Genomic DNA, 17357 nt, shown 5'->3' on the forward strand with positions numbered 1-17357 from the left:
GGGCCGGTGGTCATGGTGGGGCCGGGGCGGCCGGTAGCGACAGTTTTGATCCGGCACTAGGGCGCGGTGGTGGCGGCGGGGCCGGTGGACTGGGCGGTAATGGCGGAAACGGTGGTGACTACGGCAACGGCGGAGTCGGCGGTGCCGGTGGTGACGGTGGGGGCGGGGCCACCGGTGGTAACGGTATTGCCCTCTTCATTTTTGGGAGTTGGATCGGCGGGCCGGGTCATGAAGGTGGGTATGGCGGTGCCGGTGGTGACGGCGGCCAGGGTGGGCTGGGCGGATCGGTTAGTGGTGATGGCGGTGGCGGGGGTGCCGCAGGCACCGGTGGCGACGGTGGTGATGCTGGAACCGGCGCACGGGGTTCTGCGGGCGCTGTTGGCAGCTCTCGGGATGGTGGTACGGGCTATACCGGTGGGGACGGTGGCCACGGTGGGGCCGGTGGTGCCGGCGGGGCCGGTGGCGGGGTCGCCGAGGGTGGTTTCGGTGATAGCGGGGTGGCAGGAGTAGACGGGGACGGTGGTGACGGGGGCACCGGGGGCACCGGTGGCCAGGGCGGCACCGGGCACACCTGGACGACGTCGGCTGGCACCGACGGCGGTCACGGTGGCACTGGCGGCCAGGGTGGGCATGGTGGTGACGGCGGGGCCGGCGGCGGAGACAGTGGCAACCAGGGGGCCGGTGGCAACGGAGGCACCGGGGGTACCGGTGGTATCCCCGGTGACGGCACCGACGGCCACGACAGCACATCCGGGGCCGGCGGTCACGGTGGCAACGGTGGCAATGCCGGGGCCGGCGGGGCCGGCGGTACCGGCGGTGCCGGTTCCACCCCCGGTAGCGATGGTGCCCACGGCCAGCTACCCGAGGGGATTCACGGCAACGGGGGCAACGGCGGCCGCGGTGCTGATGCCACCACACTCGGCGGCACCGGATTTGCCGGCGGTAAAGGCGGCAACGGCGGCAACATCGGCAACGGCGGAAACGGCGGCGACGGCGGTGACGGTTACCGCGGGGCCAACGGCGTCAACCCGGCACCAAACGGTCAGGCGGCCACCGGCTCAGCAGGCACCAGCAATTCTCCCGACGGGGGTGACGGCAAGGCCGGCGGCAAGGCTGGTCAGGTCGGCGGCACCGGCGGCACCGGTTACGAAGATCACCGCGCCGACAGCGACGCGTACGGAGGTGGCGGGGGTACCGGCGGTAAAGGTGGTATGGGGGCGGCGGGCGGTAAAGGTGGTGCTGGTGGAGATGGAACGTCGACCTGCTGCGGAGCTGGTTCAGGTGGTAGGGGCGGTGACGGTGGCCAGGGCGGTGACGGGGTCGATGGCCGGACTGGCGGTGCTGGCGGGGCCGGTGGGTCCGGTGGTGCCGGCGGGGCGATCCGCGGTGACGGTGGCAACGGCGGTGCCGGTGGTGCCGGCGGTACTGGCGGCAAGGGTGCAACCGGGGCCACTGGCGGTGCAGGCGGCGACGGCGGGGAAGGTCGCACCCAGGTCAGCACCTGGGCTGGTTACGTTATCTTTGGTGGTGGCGGTGGTTGGGGTGGCGACGGTGGTACCGGTGGCGACGCTGGTGCTGGCGGCCAGGGGGGTGCTGGGGGTGATGCCGGTGTCGCCCAGGGCGACGGTCAGGACGGCACCGCGGGTTCCGGTGGTGACGGTGGTGACGGCGGCGCCGGAGGTAAGGGTGGCACGGGCGGTAAGGGTGGCGACGGTGGTGATGCCACCCGCGGCACTGGCTTTCAGAACTTAAGCCGCGGCCAGGGGGGTCCTGGTGGGCACGGTGGGGACGGCGGTACCGGCGGTGCAGGCGGTCAAGGAGGCGCCGGCGGCAACAACGCCGACGGCACCCCCTCTGGCGACAACGGCAGCCAGGGCTCGACGGGAAGCGGCGGCGCAACAGGGGGCCGTGGTGCCATGGGCGAGGATGGCGAACCGGCGCCATGAGCAGTCACTGGGGAATGCTCGATGGAGGTTCCGTTTCGAAGGAGCAACGAGCGCCTCGGGCAAGGACGGCAAAGCCGAGGTGCGCTAGCTGTAATTCCCGGGGAGGTTGTGAACGCGTAGGCGTTCGATAGGGGTCTGGCCGCCGATACCGGTGTGGGCTCGGTGGACTTTGAACCACCCCGGCTTTGATGCACACCTTCTTTCGAGGGAAGGTAAGGCGCATCATGCCGAAGAAATACGACGCGGAGTTCAGGTTCCGAGCGGTGCGGTTGGTCGCCGACCATGAGCAGGACTACGACACCAGGACGGCCTGCATCGCTGCGGTCGCCAAACGGTTGAGCGTGTCGGTGGAGACGCTGCGCCGGTGGGTGACACAGGCCGAGGTTGACGCCGGGCAGCGCGATGGGGTCTCCAGCGACATCGCACGCGAGAACCGGGAACTCAAGCGCAAGAACCGTGAGCTTGAGCAGACGATCGAGATCCTCAAGGCCGTGACAAGTTTCTTCGCGCGGGAGAGCGACCCGCGACACCGCTGATCTGTGCGTTCATCGCCGAGCATCGTGCTCGGTTCGGGGTTGCTCCGATCTGCCGCGTGCTCACCGAGCACGGCTGTGCAATCGCCCCGAGAACCTTCTATGCCTGGCTGGCCCGCCCACCGTCGGCGCGGGCCTTGTGGGATATGACCATCACCGCGGTGCTGGCCGGCTACTACGAGCCCGACCCGACGGGCCGGCGCGCTCCGGAGTCGCTGTATGGGGCCGCCAAAATGTGGGCTCACCTGCAACGCCAGGGCATCGAAGTGGCCCGCTGCACCGTGGAACGCCTCATGCGCGCCAACGGCTGGCGCGGGGTGACGCGGCGCAAGAAGGTCCGCACCACGATCGCCGACCCGGCCGCGGGCCGAGCCCCCGACCTGGTCGACCGCAAGTTTCGGGTGGATGCCCCCAACGTGCTGCTGGTCGCCGACTTCACCTACGTGCGCCTGGCCAGCGGGGTGTTCGTCTACGCCGCGTTCGCCATCGATGCCTACGCCGGGCGGATCGTGGGCTGGACCTGCTCAACATCCAAGACCGATGCGTTCGTGCGGCGAGCGATCCGCCATGCCGCCGAACTGCGTAATCGTGAGGGCAATCCATTGTCGGGCAGAACGATTCATCATTCGGATGCGGGTTCGCAATACACGTCGGTTCGGTTCGGGGAGACCCTGTCGTTGTCCGGACTGGTGGCATCGATTGGCTCGGTCGGCGACGCCTACGACAACGCGCTGGCCGAGACCACCATCGGCCTCTACAAGACCGAAGCCGTCCGTGATGACGCACCATTTCGGCGTGGCCCCCTGCACCGGCTGGCCGACGTCGAGCTACTCACCGCCGACTGGGTGCACTGGTACAACACCAGCCGGCTCATGCACCGCCTCGGCCGAATCCCACCAGCGGAGTACGAAACCGCCTACTACGATCAACAAGCCGACGCTCAACCGGTGGCACACCAGTAACCGGGTGTGCACCAAACCCGGGATGCTTCTATATCGTGTCAAGTGGCCACTGCGCGCGGATGTGCGGCGGCGAGGGTTCGGTAGAGCTGGCGGGTGATGTAGCGCTTTAAGGAGCGCATGATCTCCTTGGTCGTGCGTCCCTCGGCGCGGCGCCGGGCGACATAGGCCCGAGTCGGTGCGTGTATACGCATGCGGACGATGACTATGGTGGTCAAGGCCCGGTTGAGGCGTCGATCTCCACCACGGTTGAGCCTGTGGCGCACGGTGTTTCCGGATGATGCGGGGATTGGACACGTCCCTGCAAGGGCAGCGAAGGCGGCTTCGGATCGCACCCGCCCTGGGTGTGACCAGGCTGTCAGGACAGATGCGGCGACTACCGAACCTACGCCGGGCAGCTCGCAGAGCTCCGGAGCAACATCGGCGACTGTGACGTCGAGCCTCTTGCGGTTGTCGGCGAGCTCGGCGTCGAGGTCGGTGATGCGCTTGGCCAGCCGAATGGCCTCCTGCCGACAGATGCCGGTGACGGGATCCTCGTTGCGGTTCCGCCAGGCGACGATCACCTTGAATTGACTGTGTGCCAGCGGCTTACGCGTGTCTACACCGAGGTCTACTGTGCGTAGCAGCGCGGTCAGCGCGTTGATCACGCGAGTACGTTCAGCGACCATTTGCTCACGGGCTACGGCCAGAACGCGCAACGCCACGCGCGGGCCAGTGGAGCGGGGAAACCGCAACCGTGATGTCTCGACTCCCAGTACCGAGCGCGCGATACGCACCGCGTCCAACCCATCGGTCTTACCGATCCCGCGGCGCTGGGCAGCCGGCATCGCTGACGGCTCGACCACCAACAGGCCCGCATCGGCGACTCGGTCGGCAAGGCCGGCACCGTACGAGCCGATACCTTCGACGACAACTAACGTTGACTTGCCTACGGCCATGCGCGTAATCCAGCGGCATGCCCGATCAAGCCCTGCCGGCGTGTTCGGGAACACCTCCTGCGAATCCACAGCTCCGTTTACCGCGTTGACCAGTGCCAATGTGTGTGTAGCGGCGTGGGTGTCGGCGGCTATGACAATCTCGTAATGCTCTGCAACGATGGACATGGCGACGTTGAACTCCTTTGCTGTAGGCGACGTCGTTTCGGCGTCGGCCCGGAAGGAGCACTTCGAGGCAGGCCTGTAACGGGCCACGACTCGCGGCAACGAGTCGGGCAGGCTTCTAATCAAGCCACCGAAGCAAAACCGGGCCGGCGCCGCCGCCTCGACCGAGTGGACAGATCCCGGGAAGAGCACCCTCTCGGGGCCAGGCGATTCACGAGTCACACCCCGCCGAGACGACGACACCGATCCTGTCAGCCAGCACCGGGCCAGCCACCCCAACACTTACAGGCGGTTCAGTGCCGGGGTGTGGTGGCAGGAGTTGTCGGCGGTTCGGCGTTGCCCGGTGTGGCTGAGGCCGATGCGGGTGGGTGGCTCGATGATCTCAATGAGTCGTTGTATGTGTCGTTGCGGGGCGGACGGCGAGCGCGGCCGGGCCGCCACCGGCGCCACCGGCGCGACCGGCGAGGAGGGTGCCAGAGGACCGGCTTGAGAGTAAGCTCTCACCGAGCGCCTCTACCGGTCAGCTAGAAGGTGCCTTCCCGCTGGATGCTCGAGCCCGCTGGACACGCATTTCATCGAACTCAACGCCGGCCACCGGAATCTCGCGCATAGTCGGGCTCACGATGATTCAGGAGCCGAACATGACTGCTGCCGATGCCACCACCGACTCCAATCCCTATCTGACCGGCTTTCTGGCGCCGGTGGACGCCGAGATCACCGCCACCGACCTGCGGGTCACCGGCCAGATCCCGGACTACCTCGACGGCCGTTATCTGCGCAACGGCCCCAATCCCGTCGCCGAGGTCGATCCGGCCACCTACCACTGGTTCACCGGCGACCCGATGGTGCACGGCGTGGCGCTGGGGGATGGCCGGGCGCACTGGTACCGCAACCGCTGGGTGCGCACCCCGGCGGTCTGCGCCGCGCTGGGGGAGCGGCGACCGGTCCGGATCGACGCGCGGGTGGGGATGCTGTCCGTCGGGCCCAACACCAACGTGCTCGGCCATGCCGGCAAGACACTGGCGCTGGTGGAGGGCGGCGTCGCCAACTACGAACTCACCGACGATCTCGACACGGTGGGCACCTGCGACTTCGACGGTACCTTGACCGGCGGCTACACCGCCCACCCGCACCGCGACCCGGCCACCGGCGAACTGCACGCCGTGTCCTATTCCTTCGCCCGGGGCAACCGTGTCCAGTACTCGGTGATCGACAACGCCGGGCGGGCTCGGCGCACCGTCGACATCGAGGTGACCGGCGCGCCGATGATGCACGACTTCTCGCTGACTGAGAAATACGTGGTGGTCTACGACCTGCCGGTCACGTTCGACCCGATCCAGGTGCTGCCGGTGAACCTGCCCCGCCGGCTCCAAGCGCCGGCCCGACTGGTGCTGGGCAGCCTGCTCGGCAAGGTCCGGCTGCCGAATCCCATCACCGCGATGGTCAACCGCGACAGCCGCCCGCCGGCCGGGCTGCCGTACGCGTGGAACCCCGGCTACCCGGCGCGCATCGGGGTGATGCCGCGCGAGGGCGAGCCGACGGTGCGATGGTTCGACATCGAACCGTGCTACGTCTTCCACCCGGTCAACGCCTACTCCGACGTCTCGCCGACCGGTCAGGAACTGCTGGTGCTCGACGTGGTGCGCTACCCGAAGATCTTCGACGCCGACCGGCGCGGGCCGGGCGACACCCCGCCCCTCCTGCACCGCTGGACGATCAACCTCGACACCGGCGCGGTGAGCACCGAGGTGCGCGACGATCGCCCGCAGGAGTTCCCCCGGATCAACGAGGAGCTGCTGGGAGCCAAACACCGCTTCGGCTACACCGTCGGACTCAACGGTGGGTTCGTCGGCGGCAGCCGGTCGGAGATGTCGACCGCGCTGTACAAACACGACTACGCCACCGGCTCGAGCATCACCGCACCGCTCGACCCGCAGCTGGTACTCGGGGAGATGTCGTTCGTGCCGCGCCCCGGCGGTTCCGGCGAGGACGACGGCATCCTGCTGGGAATGGGCCACCATCGCGGCGCTGACGAGGGCCAATTGCTGATCCTGGACGCCGCAACCTGTGAGCAGGTGGCCACCGTGCACTTGCCCCAGCGGGTGCCGATGGGTTTTCACGGAAATTGGACACCCGCGGAGTGAGGCGGACCGGCGTTGCGGGACGCACCGGTGCGCTACAGTGGCCCAAGCCACAGGGGAGACGTGGCTATGACCAGACGTTGCGGAAGGACCACCAATGGGTGTCGCCATCGAGGTGCAGGGGCTGACGAAGTCCTTCGGATCGGCCCGAATCTGGGAAGACGTCTCGATGACTATTCCCGAGGGTGAGGTCAGCGTCCTGCTGGGTCCGTCGGGTACCGGCAAGTCGGTGTTCCTGAAGTCGCTGATCGGCCTGTTGCGGCCCGAGCGCGGCTCGATCGTCATCGACGGCACCGACATCCTGCAGTGTTCGGCCAAGGAGCTATACGAGATCCGCACGCTGTTCGGGGTGTTGTTCCAGGACGGCGCGCTGTTCGGGTCGATGAACATCTACGACAACACCGCGTTCCCGCTGCGTGAGCACACCAAGAAGTCCGAGAAGGAGATCCGTGACATCGTCATGGAGAAGCTCGAGCTGGTCGGTATGCCCAACGACGGCTACAAGTTCCCGGGCGAGATCTCCGGCGGTATGCGCAAGCGTGCCGGTCTGGCCCGCGCCCTGGTGCTGGACCCGCAGATCATCCTCTGCGACGAGCCCGACTCCGGTCTGGACCCGGTCCGTACCGCGTACCTGAGCCAGCTGCTGATCGACATCAACGCCCAGATCGATGCCACCATCCTGATCGTCACGCACAACATCAACATCGCCCGCACCGTGCCGGACAACATCGGCATGCTGTTCCGCAAGCAGCTGGTGATGTTCGGGCCCCGCGAGGTGCTGTTGACCTCTGATGAGCCGGTGGTGCGCCAGTTCCTCAACGGCCGGCGCATCGGGCCCATCGGCATGTCCGAGGAGAAGGACCAGGCGACCGCTGCGGCCGAGGAGGCCATGATGGCCGCCGGCCAGAGCGACGGTGGTGTCGAAGAGGTCGAGGGCGTGCCGCCTCAGCTCAGCGCGACCCCCGGCCTGCCGGAGCGCAAGGGTGTGGCCCGGCGTCAGGCACGGGTGCGCGAGATCCTGCACACCCTGCCGCCCAACGCCCAGGCCGCCATCCGCGACGACCTCGAGGGCACCCACAAGTACGCAGTCCACGAGTTCCCTGCCGACGACGACGCCCCGACCGCGTCGATCCCGTCCCCGCCGGGCTGAGTCCTCGCCGTCCTCGCCGCCGGCCCACACCGTGTCAGCTCTTGACGGACGGACGTAAACGGTCCAATCTGTTCCCAGCGTTTGTGTGGAGGCTCCGGCGGAGGCCAGCCAGCACCGATAGGGTCCCCGGGACGCGGCAGTTGAGGATTGCGTGAGCCTGCGCTATTGTTGGACGTTGCGCTGGCTTCCTCCTGCCCACCCTTACCCGCACCCGAACCCGCAGTACCAGCCTGAGTCGCGTCAGTCGGCTCGTATAAGGCTTGTGACCTGGTGGTTTGGTTGTGCGTGAGACCGGACAGAGCGTCCGCCAGCCGAACCAACGGTTGATATTCGCAGCGAACGGGGTCTGGCGAGAGCTGGGACCCGCTGGCCGCATTAGGTGCTGGAAGGATGCATCTTGGCAGTCTCCCGCCAGAGCAAAAAGAACGCTTCAGGTACTACCACTCAAAATTCTCCGAACAGTTCCGTTCCCGGAGCTCCCAACCGGATCTCCTTCGCCAAGCTGCGCGAACCGCTCGAGGTTCCGGGTCTGCTCGACGTGCAGACCGACTCGTTCCAGTGGCTGATCGGGGCGCCGGAGTGGCGCGAGAAGATCGAGAGCCTGACCGGCACCGCGCCCCGGGGCGGCCTCGAGGAAGTGCTCGAGGAACTGTCGCCGATCGAGGACTTCTCGGGCTCGATGTCGCTGTCGTTCTCCGACCCGCGGTTCGACGACGTCAAGGCCCCGGTCGAGGAGTGCCGCGACAAGGACATGACCTACGCGGCGCCGCTGTTCGTCACCGCGGAGTTCATCAACAACAACACCGGTGAGATCAAGAGCCAGACGGTGTTCATGGGCGACTTCCCGATGATGACCGAGAAGGGCACCTTCATCATCAACGGCACCGAGCGTGTCGTCGTCTCCCAGCTGGTGCGGTCCCCGGGCGTGTACTTCGACGCCAACATCGACAAATCCACCGAGAAGACGCTGCACTCAGTCAAGGTGATCCCCGGCCGGGGTGCCTGGCTGGAGTTCGACGTCGACAAGCGCGACCTGGTCGGCGTCCGCATCGACCGCAAGCGCCGCCAGCCGGTGACCATCCTGCTCAAGGCGCTGGGCTGGACCAGCGAGGCGATCCGCGAGCGGTTCGGCTTCTCCGAGATCATGATGTCGACGCTGGAGAAGGACAGCGCGGCCAACCCCGACGAGGCGCTGCTGGACATCTACCGCAAGCTGCGTCCGGGCGAGCCCCCCACCAAGGAGTCCGCGCAGACCCTGCTGGAGAACCTGTTCTTCAAGGAGAAGCGCTACGACCTGGCCCGGGTGGGCCGCTACAAGATCAACAAGAAGCTGGGTCTGACCTCCGACCTGGGTGAGGCGCTGCCGACCACGCTGACCGAAGAGGACATCGTGGCCACCATCGAGTACCTGGTGCGGCTGCACCAGGCAGCTCAGGACGGGGTCTCCGGAACCATGACGGTGCCCGGCGGCGTCGAGGTGCCGGTCGAGGTCGACGACATCGACCACTTCGGCAACCGGCGGCTGCGCACCGTCGGCGAGCTCATCCAGAACCAGATCCGGGTCGGGCTGTCGCGGATGGAGCGCGTGGTCCGCGAGCGGATGACCACCCAGGACGTCGAGGCCATCACGCCGCAGACCCTGATCAACATCCGCCCGGTGGTCGCCGCGATCAAGGAGTTCTTCGGCACCAGCCAGCTCTCGCAATTCATGGACCAGAACAACCCGTTGTCGGGTCTGACCCACAAGCGCCGGCTGTCGGCGCTGGGTCCGGGCGGTCTGTCGCGTGAGCGGGCCGGCCTGGAAGTTCGTGACGTGCACCCGTCCCACTACGGCCGGATGTGCCCGATCGAGACCCCCGAAGGCCCCAACATCGGTCTGATCGGCTCGCTGGCCACCTACGCGCGGGTCAACCCGTTCGGCTTCATCGAGACCCCGTACCGCAAGGTCGTCGACGGTGTGGTCACCGACGAGATCGTCTACCTGACCGCCGACGAGGAGGACCGCTACATCGTGGCGCAGGCCAACTCGCCGCTGGAGGGCGACGGTCGGTTCACCGAGGAGCGCGTTCTGGTCCGCCGGAAGGGCGGTGAGGTCGAGTACGTGTCGTCGGCCGAGGTCGACTACATGGACGTCTCGCCGCGCCAGATGGTCTCGGTGGCCACCGCCATGATCCCGTTCCTGGAGCACGACGACGCCAACCGCGCCCTGATGGGCGCCAACATGCAGCGCCAGGCGGTTCCGCTGGTGCGCAGCGAGGCGCCGTTGGTGGGCACCGGCATGGAGTTGCGGGCCGCGATCGATGCCGGTGACGTGATCGTCGCCGACAAGGCCGGTGTCATCGAGGAGGTCTCCGCCGACTACGTCACGGTGATGGCCGACGACGGCACCCGGCAGACCTACCGGATGCGCAAGTTCAACCGGTCCAACCACGGCACCTGCGCCAACCAGCGTCCGATCGTCGACGCCGGCCAGCGTGTCGAGAACGGCCAGGTGATCGCCGACGGTCCGTGCACCGACAACGGCGAGATGGCACTGGGCAAGAACCTGCTCGTGGCGATCATGCCGTGGGAGGGGCACAACTACGAGGACGCGATCATCCTGTCCAACAGGCTGGTCGAGGAGGACACGCTGACCTCGATTCACATCGAGGAGCACGAGATCGACGCCCGCGACACCAAGCTGGGCGCCGAGGAGATCACCCGGGACATCCCGAACGTCTCCGATGAGGTGCTGGCAGACCTCGACGAGCGCGGCATCGTCCGCATCGGCGCCGAGGTCCGCGACGGCGACATCCTGGTCGGCAAGGTCACCCCGAAGGGCGAGACCGAGCTGACCCCCGAAGAGCGGCTGCTGCGTGCCATCTTCGGTGAGAAGGCCCGCGAAGTCCGCGACACTTCGCTGAAGGTGCCGCACGGCGAGTCCGGCAAGGTCATCGGCATCCGGGTGTTCTCCCGCGAGGACGACGACGAGTTGCCCGCCGGGGTCAATGAGCTGGTGCGCGTCTACGTCGCGCAGAAGCGCAAGATCTCCGACGGTGACAAGCTGGCCGGCCGCCACGGCAACAAGGGCGTCATCGGCAAGATCCTGCCGGCCGAGGACATGCCGTTCCTGCCGGACGGCACGCCGGTCGACATCATCTTGAACACCCACGGTGTGCCCCGTCGTATGAACATCGGTCAGATCCTGGAGACCCACCTGGGCTGGATCGCCAAGACCGGCTGGAACATCGATGTTGCTGCCGGCGTGCCCGACTGGGCGGACAAGCTCCCCGAGGAGCTGTACTCCGCCGACCCGGACACCCGCACCGCGACCCCGGTGTTCGACGGCGCCCAGGAGAACGAGCTGCAGGGCCTGCTCTCCTCGACGCTGGCCAACCGCGACGGCGAGGTCATGGTCAACGGCGACGGCAAGGCGATGCTGTTCGACGGCCGCTCCGGTGAGCCGTTCCCGTACCCGGTGACCGTCGGCTACATGTACATCATGAAGCTGCACCACCTGGTGGATGACAAGATCCACGCCCGCTCCACCGGTCCGTACTCGATGATCACCCAGCAGCCGCTGGGCGGTAAGGCGCAGTTCGGTGGTCAGCGCTTCGGTGAGATGGAGTGCTGGGCCATGCAGGCCTACGGCGCGGCGTACACGCTGCAGGAACTGTTGACGATCAAGTCCGACGACACCGTTGGTCGTGTCAAGGTCTACGAGGCGATCGTCAAGGGCGAGAACATCCCCGAACCCGGTATTCCGGAGTCCTTCAAGGTGCTGCTCAAAGAGCTGCAGTCACTGTGCCTCAACGTCGAGGTGCTGGCGAAGGACGGCGCGGCGATCGAGCTGCGCGAAGGCGAGGACGAGGACCTGGAGCGGGCTGCTGCCAACCTGGGAATCAACTTGTCCCGCAACGAATCCGCCTCCGTTGAGGATCTCGCTTAATTACTAGTCACTAAACCCGCAAGGGGAAAGGGAGTTACGTGCTCGACGTCAACTTCTTCGATGAGCTCCGCATCGGCTTGGCGACCGCGGAGGACATCCGGCAATGGTCCTACGGTGAGGTCAAGAAGCCGGAGACCATCAACTACCGCACGCTCAAGCCCGAGAAGGACGGCCTGTTCTGCGAGAAGATCTTCGGACCGACTCGCGACTGGGAGTGCTACTGCGGCAAGTACAAGCGCGTGCGCTTCAAGGGCATCATCTGTGAGCGCTGTGGCGTCGAGGTGACCCGCGCCAAGGTGCGCCGTGAGCGGATGGGCCACATCGAACTGGCCGCGCCGGTCACCCACATCTGGTACTTCAAGGGCGTGCCGTCCCGGTTGGGCTACCTGCTCGACCTGGCGCCCAAGGACCTCGAGAAGATCATCTACTTCGCGGCCTACGTCATCACCAGCGTCGACACCGAGATGCGCCACAACGAGCTGTCCACGCTGGAAGCCGAGATGGTCGTCGAGAAGAAGGCCGTCGAGGACCAGCGCGACGCCGACCTGGAGGCCCGCGCCCAGAAGCTGGAAGCCGACCTGGCCGAGCTGGAGGCTGAGGGTGCGAAAGCCGATGTGCGGCGCAAGGTTCGCGACGGCGGCGAGCGCGAGATGCGTCAGTTGCGCGACCGCGCCCAGCGTGAGCTGGACCGGCTCGACAACATCTGGGACACCTTCGTCAAGCTGGCTCCCAAGCAGCTGATCGTCGACGAGACCGTCTACCGCGAGCTGGTCGACCGCTACGGCGAGTACTTCACCGGAGCGATGGGTGCCGAGTCGATCCAGAAGCTGATCGAGACCTTCGACATCGACGCCGAGGCCGAGTCGCTGCGCGACACCATCAAGAACGGCAAGGGGCAGAAGAAGCTTCGTGCCCTCAAGCGGCTCAAGGTGGTTGCGGCGTTCCAGCAGTCGGGCAACTCCCCGATGGGCATGGTGCTCGACGCGGTGCCGGTGATCCCGCCGGAGCTGCGCCCGATGGTGCAGCTCGACGGTGGCCGGTTCGCCACGTCCGACCTCAATGACCTGTACCGCCGGGTCATCAACCGCAACAACCGGTTGAAGCGACTGATCGACCTCGGTGCGCCCGAGATCATCGTCAACAACGAGAAGCGGATGCTGCAGGAGTCCGTCGACGCGCTGTTTGACAACGGCCGTCGCGGCCGGCCGGTGACCGGGCCGGGCAACCGCCCGCTGAAGTCGCTGTCGGACCTGCTCAAGGGCAAGCAGGGCCGGTTCCGGCAGAACCTGCTGGGCAAGCGTGTGGATTACTCCGGTCGCTCCGTTATTGTCGTGGGTCCCCAGCTCAAGCTGCACCAGTGCGGTCTGCCGAAGCTGATGGCACTCGAGCTGTTCAAGCCGTTCGTGATGAAGCGGCTGGTCGACCTCAACCACGCGCAGAACATCAAGAGCGCCAAGCGGATGGTGGAGCGGCAGCGTCCCCAGGTGTGGGACGTCCTCGAAGAGGTCATCGCCGAACACCCGGTGCTGCTCAACCGTGCCCCCACGCTGCACCGCCTGGGCATCCAGGCCTTCGAGCCGCAGCTGGTGGAGGGCAAGGCCATTCAGCTGCACCCACTGGTGTGTGAGGCCTTCAACGCCGACTTCGACGGTGACCAGATGGCGGTGCACCTGCCGTTGAGCGCCGAGGCGCAGGCCGAGGCCCGCATCCTGATGCTGTCGAGCAACAACATCCTGTCGCCGGCCTCGGGTCGTCCGTTGGCCATGCCGCGACTGGACATGGTGACCGGTCTGTATTACCTGACCACCGAGATCGAAGGTGACGCAGGCGAATACACCCCGGCTGCCAAGGACCGCCCGGAGTCCGGCGTCTACTCCTCGCCCGCCGAGGCGATCATGGCCGTCGACCGCGGTGCCCTCTCGGTGCGCGCCAAGATCCGGGTGCGTCTCGACCAGCTGCGGCCGCCGGCCGAGATCGAGACCGAGTTGTTCGGCGAGAACGGCTGGCGTCCCGGCGGTGCCTGGATGGCCGAGACCACGCTGGGCCGGGTGATGTTCAACGAGCTGCTGCCGACCGGCTACCCGTTCGTGAACAACCAGATGCACAAGAAGGTTCAGGCCGTCATCATCAACGACCTGGCCGAGCGCTACCCGATGATCGTGGTCGCTCAGACGGTGGACAAGCTCAAGGACGCCGGCTTCTACTGGGCCACCCGAAGCGGAGTGACGGTCTCCATGGCTGATGTGTTGGTGCCGCCGCGCAAGAAGGAGATCCTGGACTCCTACGAGGAGCGCGCCGACAAGGTCGAAAAGCAGTTCCAGCGTGGCGCTCTCAACCACGACGAGCGCAACGAGGCGCTGGTGGAGATCTGGAAGGAAGCCACCGAGGAGGTGGGTCAGGCGCTGCGTGACCACTACCCGGCCGACAACCCGATCATCACCATCGTCGACTCCGGTGCGACGGGTAACTTCACCCAGACCCGGACGCTGGCGGGCATGAAGGGCCTGGTGACCAACCCCAAGGGTGAGTTCATCCCGCGCCCGATCAAGTCCTCGTTCCGTGAGGGCCTGACGGTGCTGGAGTACTTCATCAACACCCACGGCGCCCGAAAGGGTTTGGCGGACACCGCGTTGCGTACCGCCGACTCGGGCTACCTGACCCGTCGCCTGGTGGACGTGTCGCAGGACGTGATCGTGCGCGAGCACGACTGCGGCACCGAACGCGGCGTCCTGGTGGAACTGGCCGAGGTGGCTGCCGACGGATCGCTGATCCGCGACCCGTTCATCGAGACCTCGGCGTACGCGCGCACGTTGGCGGTCGACGCGGCCGACGAGAAGGGCAATGTCGTCGTCGAGCGCGGCCACGACCTCGGCGACCCGTCGATCGAGGCGCTGCTGGGCGCGGGAATCTCGCAGGTGAAGGTGCGGTCGGTACTGACCTGTGCCACCGGAACCGGCGTGTGCGCGACCTGTTACGGCCGGTCGATGGCCACCGGCAAGCTGGTCGACATCGGCGAGGCCGTCGGCATCGTCGCGGCGCAGTCCATCGGTGAGCCCGGTACCCAGCTGACCATGCGCACCTTCCACCAGGGTGGTGTCGGTGAGGACATCACCGGTGGTCTGCCGCGGGTGCAGGAGCTGTTCGAGGCACGGATCCCGCGCGGCAAGGCGCCGATCGCCGATGTCGCCGGACGGGTGCAACTCGAGGAGGGCGACAAGTTCTACAAGATCACGATCGTGCCGGACGACGGTGGCGAGGAAGTGGTCTACGACAAGTTGCCCAAGCGTCAGCGGCTGCGGGTGTTCAGGCACGAGGACGGCTCCGAGCGGTTGCTGGCCGACGGTGACCACGTCGAGGTCGGGCAGCAGCTCATGGAGGGCTCGGCCGACCCGCACGAGGTGCTGCGCGTGCAGGGCCCCCGCGAGGTGCAGATCCACCTCGTCAAGGAGGTCCAGCAGGTCTACCGGGCCCAGGGTGTGTCGATCCACGACAAGCACATCGAGGTGATCGTCCGGCAGATGCTGCGCCGGGTGACCATCATCGACTCGGGCGCCACGGAGTTCCTGCCCGGTTCGCTGACCGAGCGTGCCGAGTTCGAGACCGAGAACCGTCGGGTGGTGGCCGAGGGCGGCGAGCCGGCGGCCGGGCGCCCGGTGCTGATGGGTATCACCAAGGCGAGCCTCGCCACCGATTCGTGGCTGAGTGCGGCGTCGTTCCAGGAGACCACCCGCGTGCTGACCGATGCGGCGATCAACTGCCGCAGCGACAAGCTGCAGGGTCTGAAGGAGAACGTGATCATCGGCAAGCTGATCCCGGCCGGCACCGGAATCAACCGCTACCGCAACATCGCGGTGCAGCCGACCGAGGAGGCCCGGGCCGCCGCGTACACGATCCCGTCGTATGAGGATCAGTACTACAGCCCGGACTTCGGCGCCGCCACCGGTGCCGCGGTTCCGCTGGACGACTACGGGTACAGCGACTACCGGTAGTCAGCGACGAGAAAAGCCTCGGGGTGCGCCCCGGGGCTTTTCTCGTGGTCGCGACGCCGAGTGGGAATCCGGCGTCACGTCGTGAGGTCCCCACTCGACAGCGTGCACAAGCGTGCGCAGCCACGATGGTGGGTATGGGTGAGCAGGTGAACCACATCCCCTACGGTCGCACCCGACGCCAGCTCTACCGACGCAAGATCCAGCAGTGCCTCGACGTCTTCGAGGCGATGTTGGCGCAGTCGGACTTCGACTGCGCCCAGCCGCTGACCGGCATGGAGATCGAGGGGAACCTGATCGACGGCGACTACCGGCCGGCGATGTCGAACTCCGATGTGCTCGCCACGATCGACGATCCGGCATATCAACGCGAATTGGGCGCCTACAACATCGAATTCAACGTCCCGCCGCGGCCACTGTCCGGACGATCGGGGCTGGACTGGGAAGCCGAGGTGCGCGCGAGTCTCAATGCCGCCGAGGCCAAGGCCCGCGCCGACGGCGCGCGCATCGTGATGATCGGCATCCTGCCCACACTGATGCCCGAGCACCTGGCCAAGGGCTGGATGAGCGACTCGGCCAGGTATGCGGCACTCAACGATTCGATCTTCGCCGCCCGCGGTGAGGAGCTCGCGATCGAGATCGACGGGCCGGAACCGCTGAGTCTGTACGCGGCGACGATCGCACCGGAGTCGGCGTGCACCAGCATGCAGTTGCACCTGCAGGTGTCGCCGGCGCAGTTCGCCGACCACTGGAACGCGGCACAGGTGCTGGCCGGCCCGCAGTTGGCGTTGGGCGCCAACTCGCCGTACGTCTTCGGCCACCGGCTGTGGGCCGAGACCCGGGTCGAGTTGTTCGCCCAGTCCACCGACACTCGCCCCGACGAACTGAAGAACCAGGGGGTGCGGCCGCGGGTGTGGTTCGGCGAGCGGTGGATCACCTCGATCTTCGATCTGTTCGAGGAGAACGTGCGCTACTTCCCGTCGCTGCTGCCGGAGCTGTCCGACGAGGACCCGGCCGCCGAACTGGCGCAGGGCCGCACCCCGCAACTCGCCGAGTTGCGACTGCACAACGGGACGGTCTACCGGTGGAATCGGCCGGTCTATGACGTCGTCGACGGACGGCCGCATCTGCGCGTGGAGAACCGGGTGCTGCCGTCCGGGCCGACGGTGGCCGACATGCTGGCCAACGCGGTGTTCTACTACGGGCTGCTGCGCAGCCTGGCGCATCAGCGGCGGCCGCTGTGGTCCCAGATGAGCTTTGCCGCCGCGCACACCAACTTTCGGGCGGCCGCCCGCCACGGCATGGATGCCCGGCTGTACTGGCCGGAGCTGGGGGAGGTGAGCGTCGCGGAGCTGACCCGGCGCGAACTGCTGCCGATGGCCCGCCGGGGCCTCGACGACTGGGGGGTGGCCGCCGACGTGTCCGACCGGTTCCTCGGCATCATCGAGGGCCGGCTGGCCACCGGGCGCAACGGCGCCACCTGGCAGGTGTCGACGGTCCGGGATCTACAGGCGCAGGGGATGAGCCGGCCGGACGCGCTGACGGAGATGTTGCGGCGATACTGCGCGAAGATGCACACCAACGAGCCGGTGCACACCTGGGACTAGGCCTGAC

8 protein-coding genes are annotated in these 17357 nt (G+C 67.1%); 7 read left to right on the plus strand and 1 reads right to left on the minus strand.

Features of this window, described 5'->3' with window-relative positions:
• Together AWC24_RS22600 and AWC24_RS19315 are read left to right on the plus strand one after the other, a co-directional pair.
• Nucleotides 1-1946, plus strand: a 1946-nt coding sequence (locus AWC24_RS22600) for a PE family protein (protein WP_165757769.1), incomplete at its 5' end; no start/stop codon positions are given.
• A gap of 224 nt (nucleotides 1947-2170) precedes the next feature.
• Nucleotides 2171-3441, plus strand: a protein-coding gene (locus AWC24_RS19315; RefSeq protein ID WP_109560572.1) for an IS3 family transposase whose coding sequence is annotated in 2 segments (ribosomal slippage) — nucleotides 2171-2444 and nucleotides 2444-3441 — 1272 coding nt in all. Because the reading frame shifts where the segments join, the coding sequence is not laid out codon by codon here.
• A 38-nt stretch (nucleotides 3442-3479) separates the two neighbouring features.
• On the opposite strand, the gene AWC24_RS19320 is transcribed toward AWC24_RS19315, so the two are convergent.
• The gene (locus tag AWC24_RS19320; RefSeq protein WP_085088436.1) at nucleotides 3480-4541 is read right to left on the minus strand and encodes an IS110 family RNA-guided transposase; all 1062 of its coding nucleotides are present in this window, start codon (nucleotides 4539-4541) and stop codon (nucleotides 3480-3482) included.
• Between the two features lie 638 nt (nucleotides 4542-5179).
• On the opposite strand from AWC24_RS19320, the gene AWC24_RS19325 reads away from it, so the two are divergent.
• From AWC24_RS19325 to AWC24_RS19345, 5 genes are all read left to right on the plus strand, one after another.
• Complete coding sequence (locus tag AWC24_RS19325; RefSeq protein WP_085088439.1) at nucleotides 5180-6682, plus strand: carotenoid oxygenase family protein; 1503 nt, start codon at nucleotides 5180-5182, stop codon at nucleotides 6680-6682.
• A 94-nt stretch (nucleotides 6683-6776) separates the two neighbouring features.
• Nucleotides 6777-7829, plus strand: a complete 1053-nt coding sequence (locus AWC24_RS19330) for an ABC transporter ATP-binding protein (RefSeq protein ID WP_085088221.1) — start codon at nucleotides 6777-6779, stop codon at nucleotides 7827-7829.
• Nucleotides 7830-8208: 379 nt separating this feature from the next.
• Entirely contained in the window at nucleotides 8209-11757 is a 3549-nt protein-coding gene (gene rpoB, locus AWC24_RS19335; RefSeq protein WP_085088223.1) for a DNA-directed RNA polymerase subunit beta, read from the plus strand.
• A 38-nt stretch (nucleotides 11758-11795) separates the two neighbouring features.
• Nucleotides 11796-15746, plus strand: coding sequence for a DNA-directed RNA polymerase subunit beta' (locus tag AWC24_RS19340; RefSeq protein ID WP_085088226.1), 3951 nt, complete (start codon nucleotides 11796-11798; stop codon nucleotides 15744-15746).
• A 134-nt stretch (nucleotides 15747-15880) separates the two neighbouring features.
• On the plus strand, nucleotides 15881-17350 hold the full coding sequence (locus AWC24_RS19345; RefSeq protein WP_085088442.1) for a glutamate-cysteine ligase family protein: 1470 nt from the start codon (nucleotides 15881-15883) through the stop codon (nucleotides 17348-17350).
• The last annotated feature ends 7 nt before the right edge of the window (nucleotides 17351-17357 follow it).

Origin of the sequence: Mycolicibacter senuensis, assembly GCF_002101885.1 — a bacterium.
In the GTDB taxonomy this organism is placed as follows: Bacteria; Actinomycetota; Actinomycetes; order Mycobacteriales; family Mycobacteriaceae; genus Mycobacterium; species Mycobacterium senuense.

Bases quoted from the DNA above. Each gene is read 5' to 3' on its own strand.
- AWC24_RS19320 (WP_085088436.1), bottom strand. From the start codon at position 4,541: ATGTCCATCGTTGCAGAGCATTACGAGATTGTCATAGCCGCCGACACC.
- AWC24_RS19325 (WP_085088439.1), top strand. From the start codon at position 5,180: ATGACTGCTGCCGATGCCACCACCGACTCCAATCCCTATCTGACCGGC.
- AWC24_RS19330 (WP_085088221.1), top strand. From the start codon at position 6,777: ATGGGTGTCGCCATCGAGGTGCAGGGGCTGACGAAGTCCTTCGGATCG.
- AWC24_RS19345 (WP_085088442.1), top strand. From the start codon at position 15,881: ATGGGTGAGCAGGTGAACCACATCCCCTACGGTCGCACCCGACGCCAG.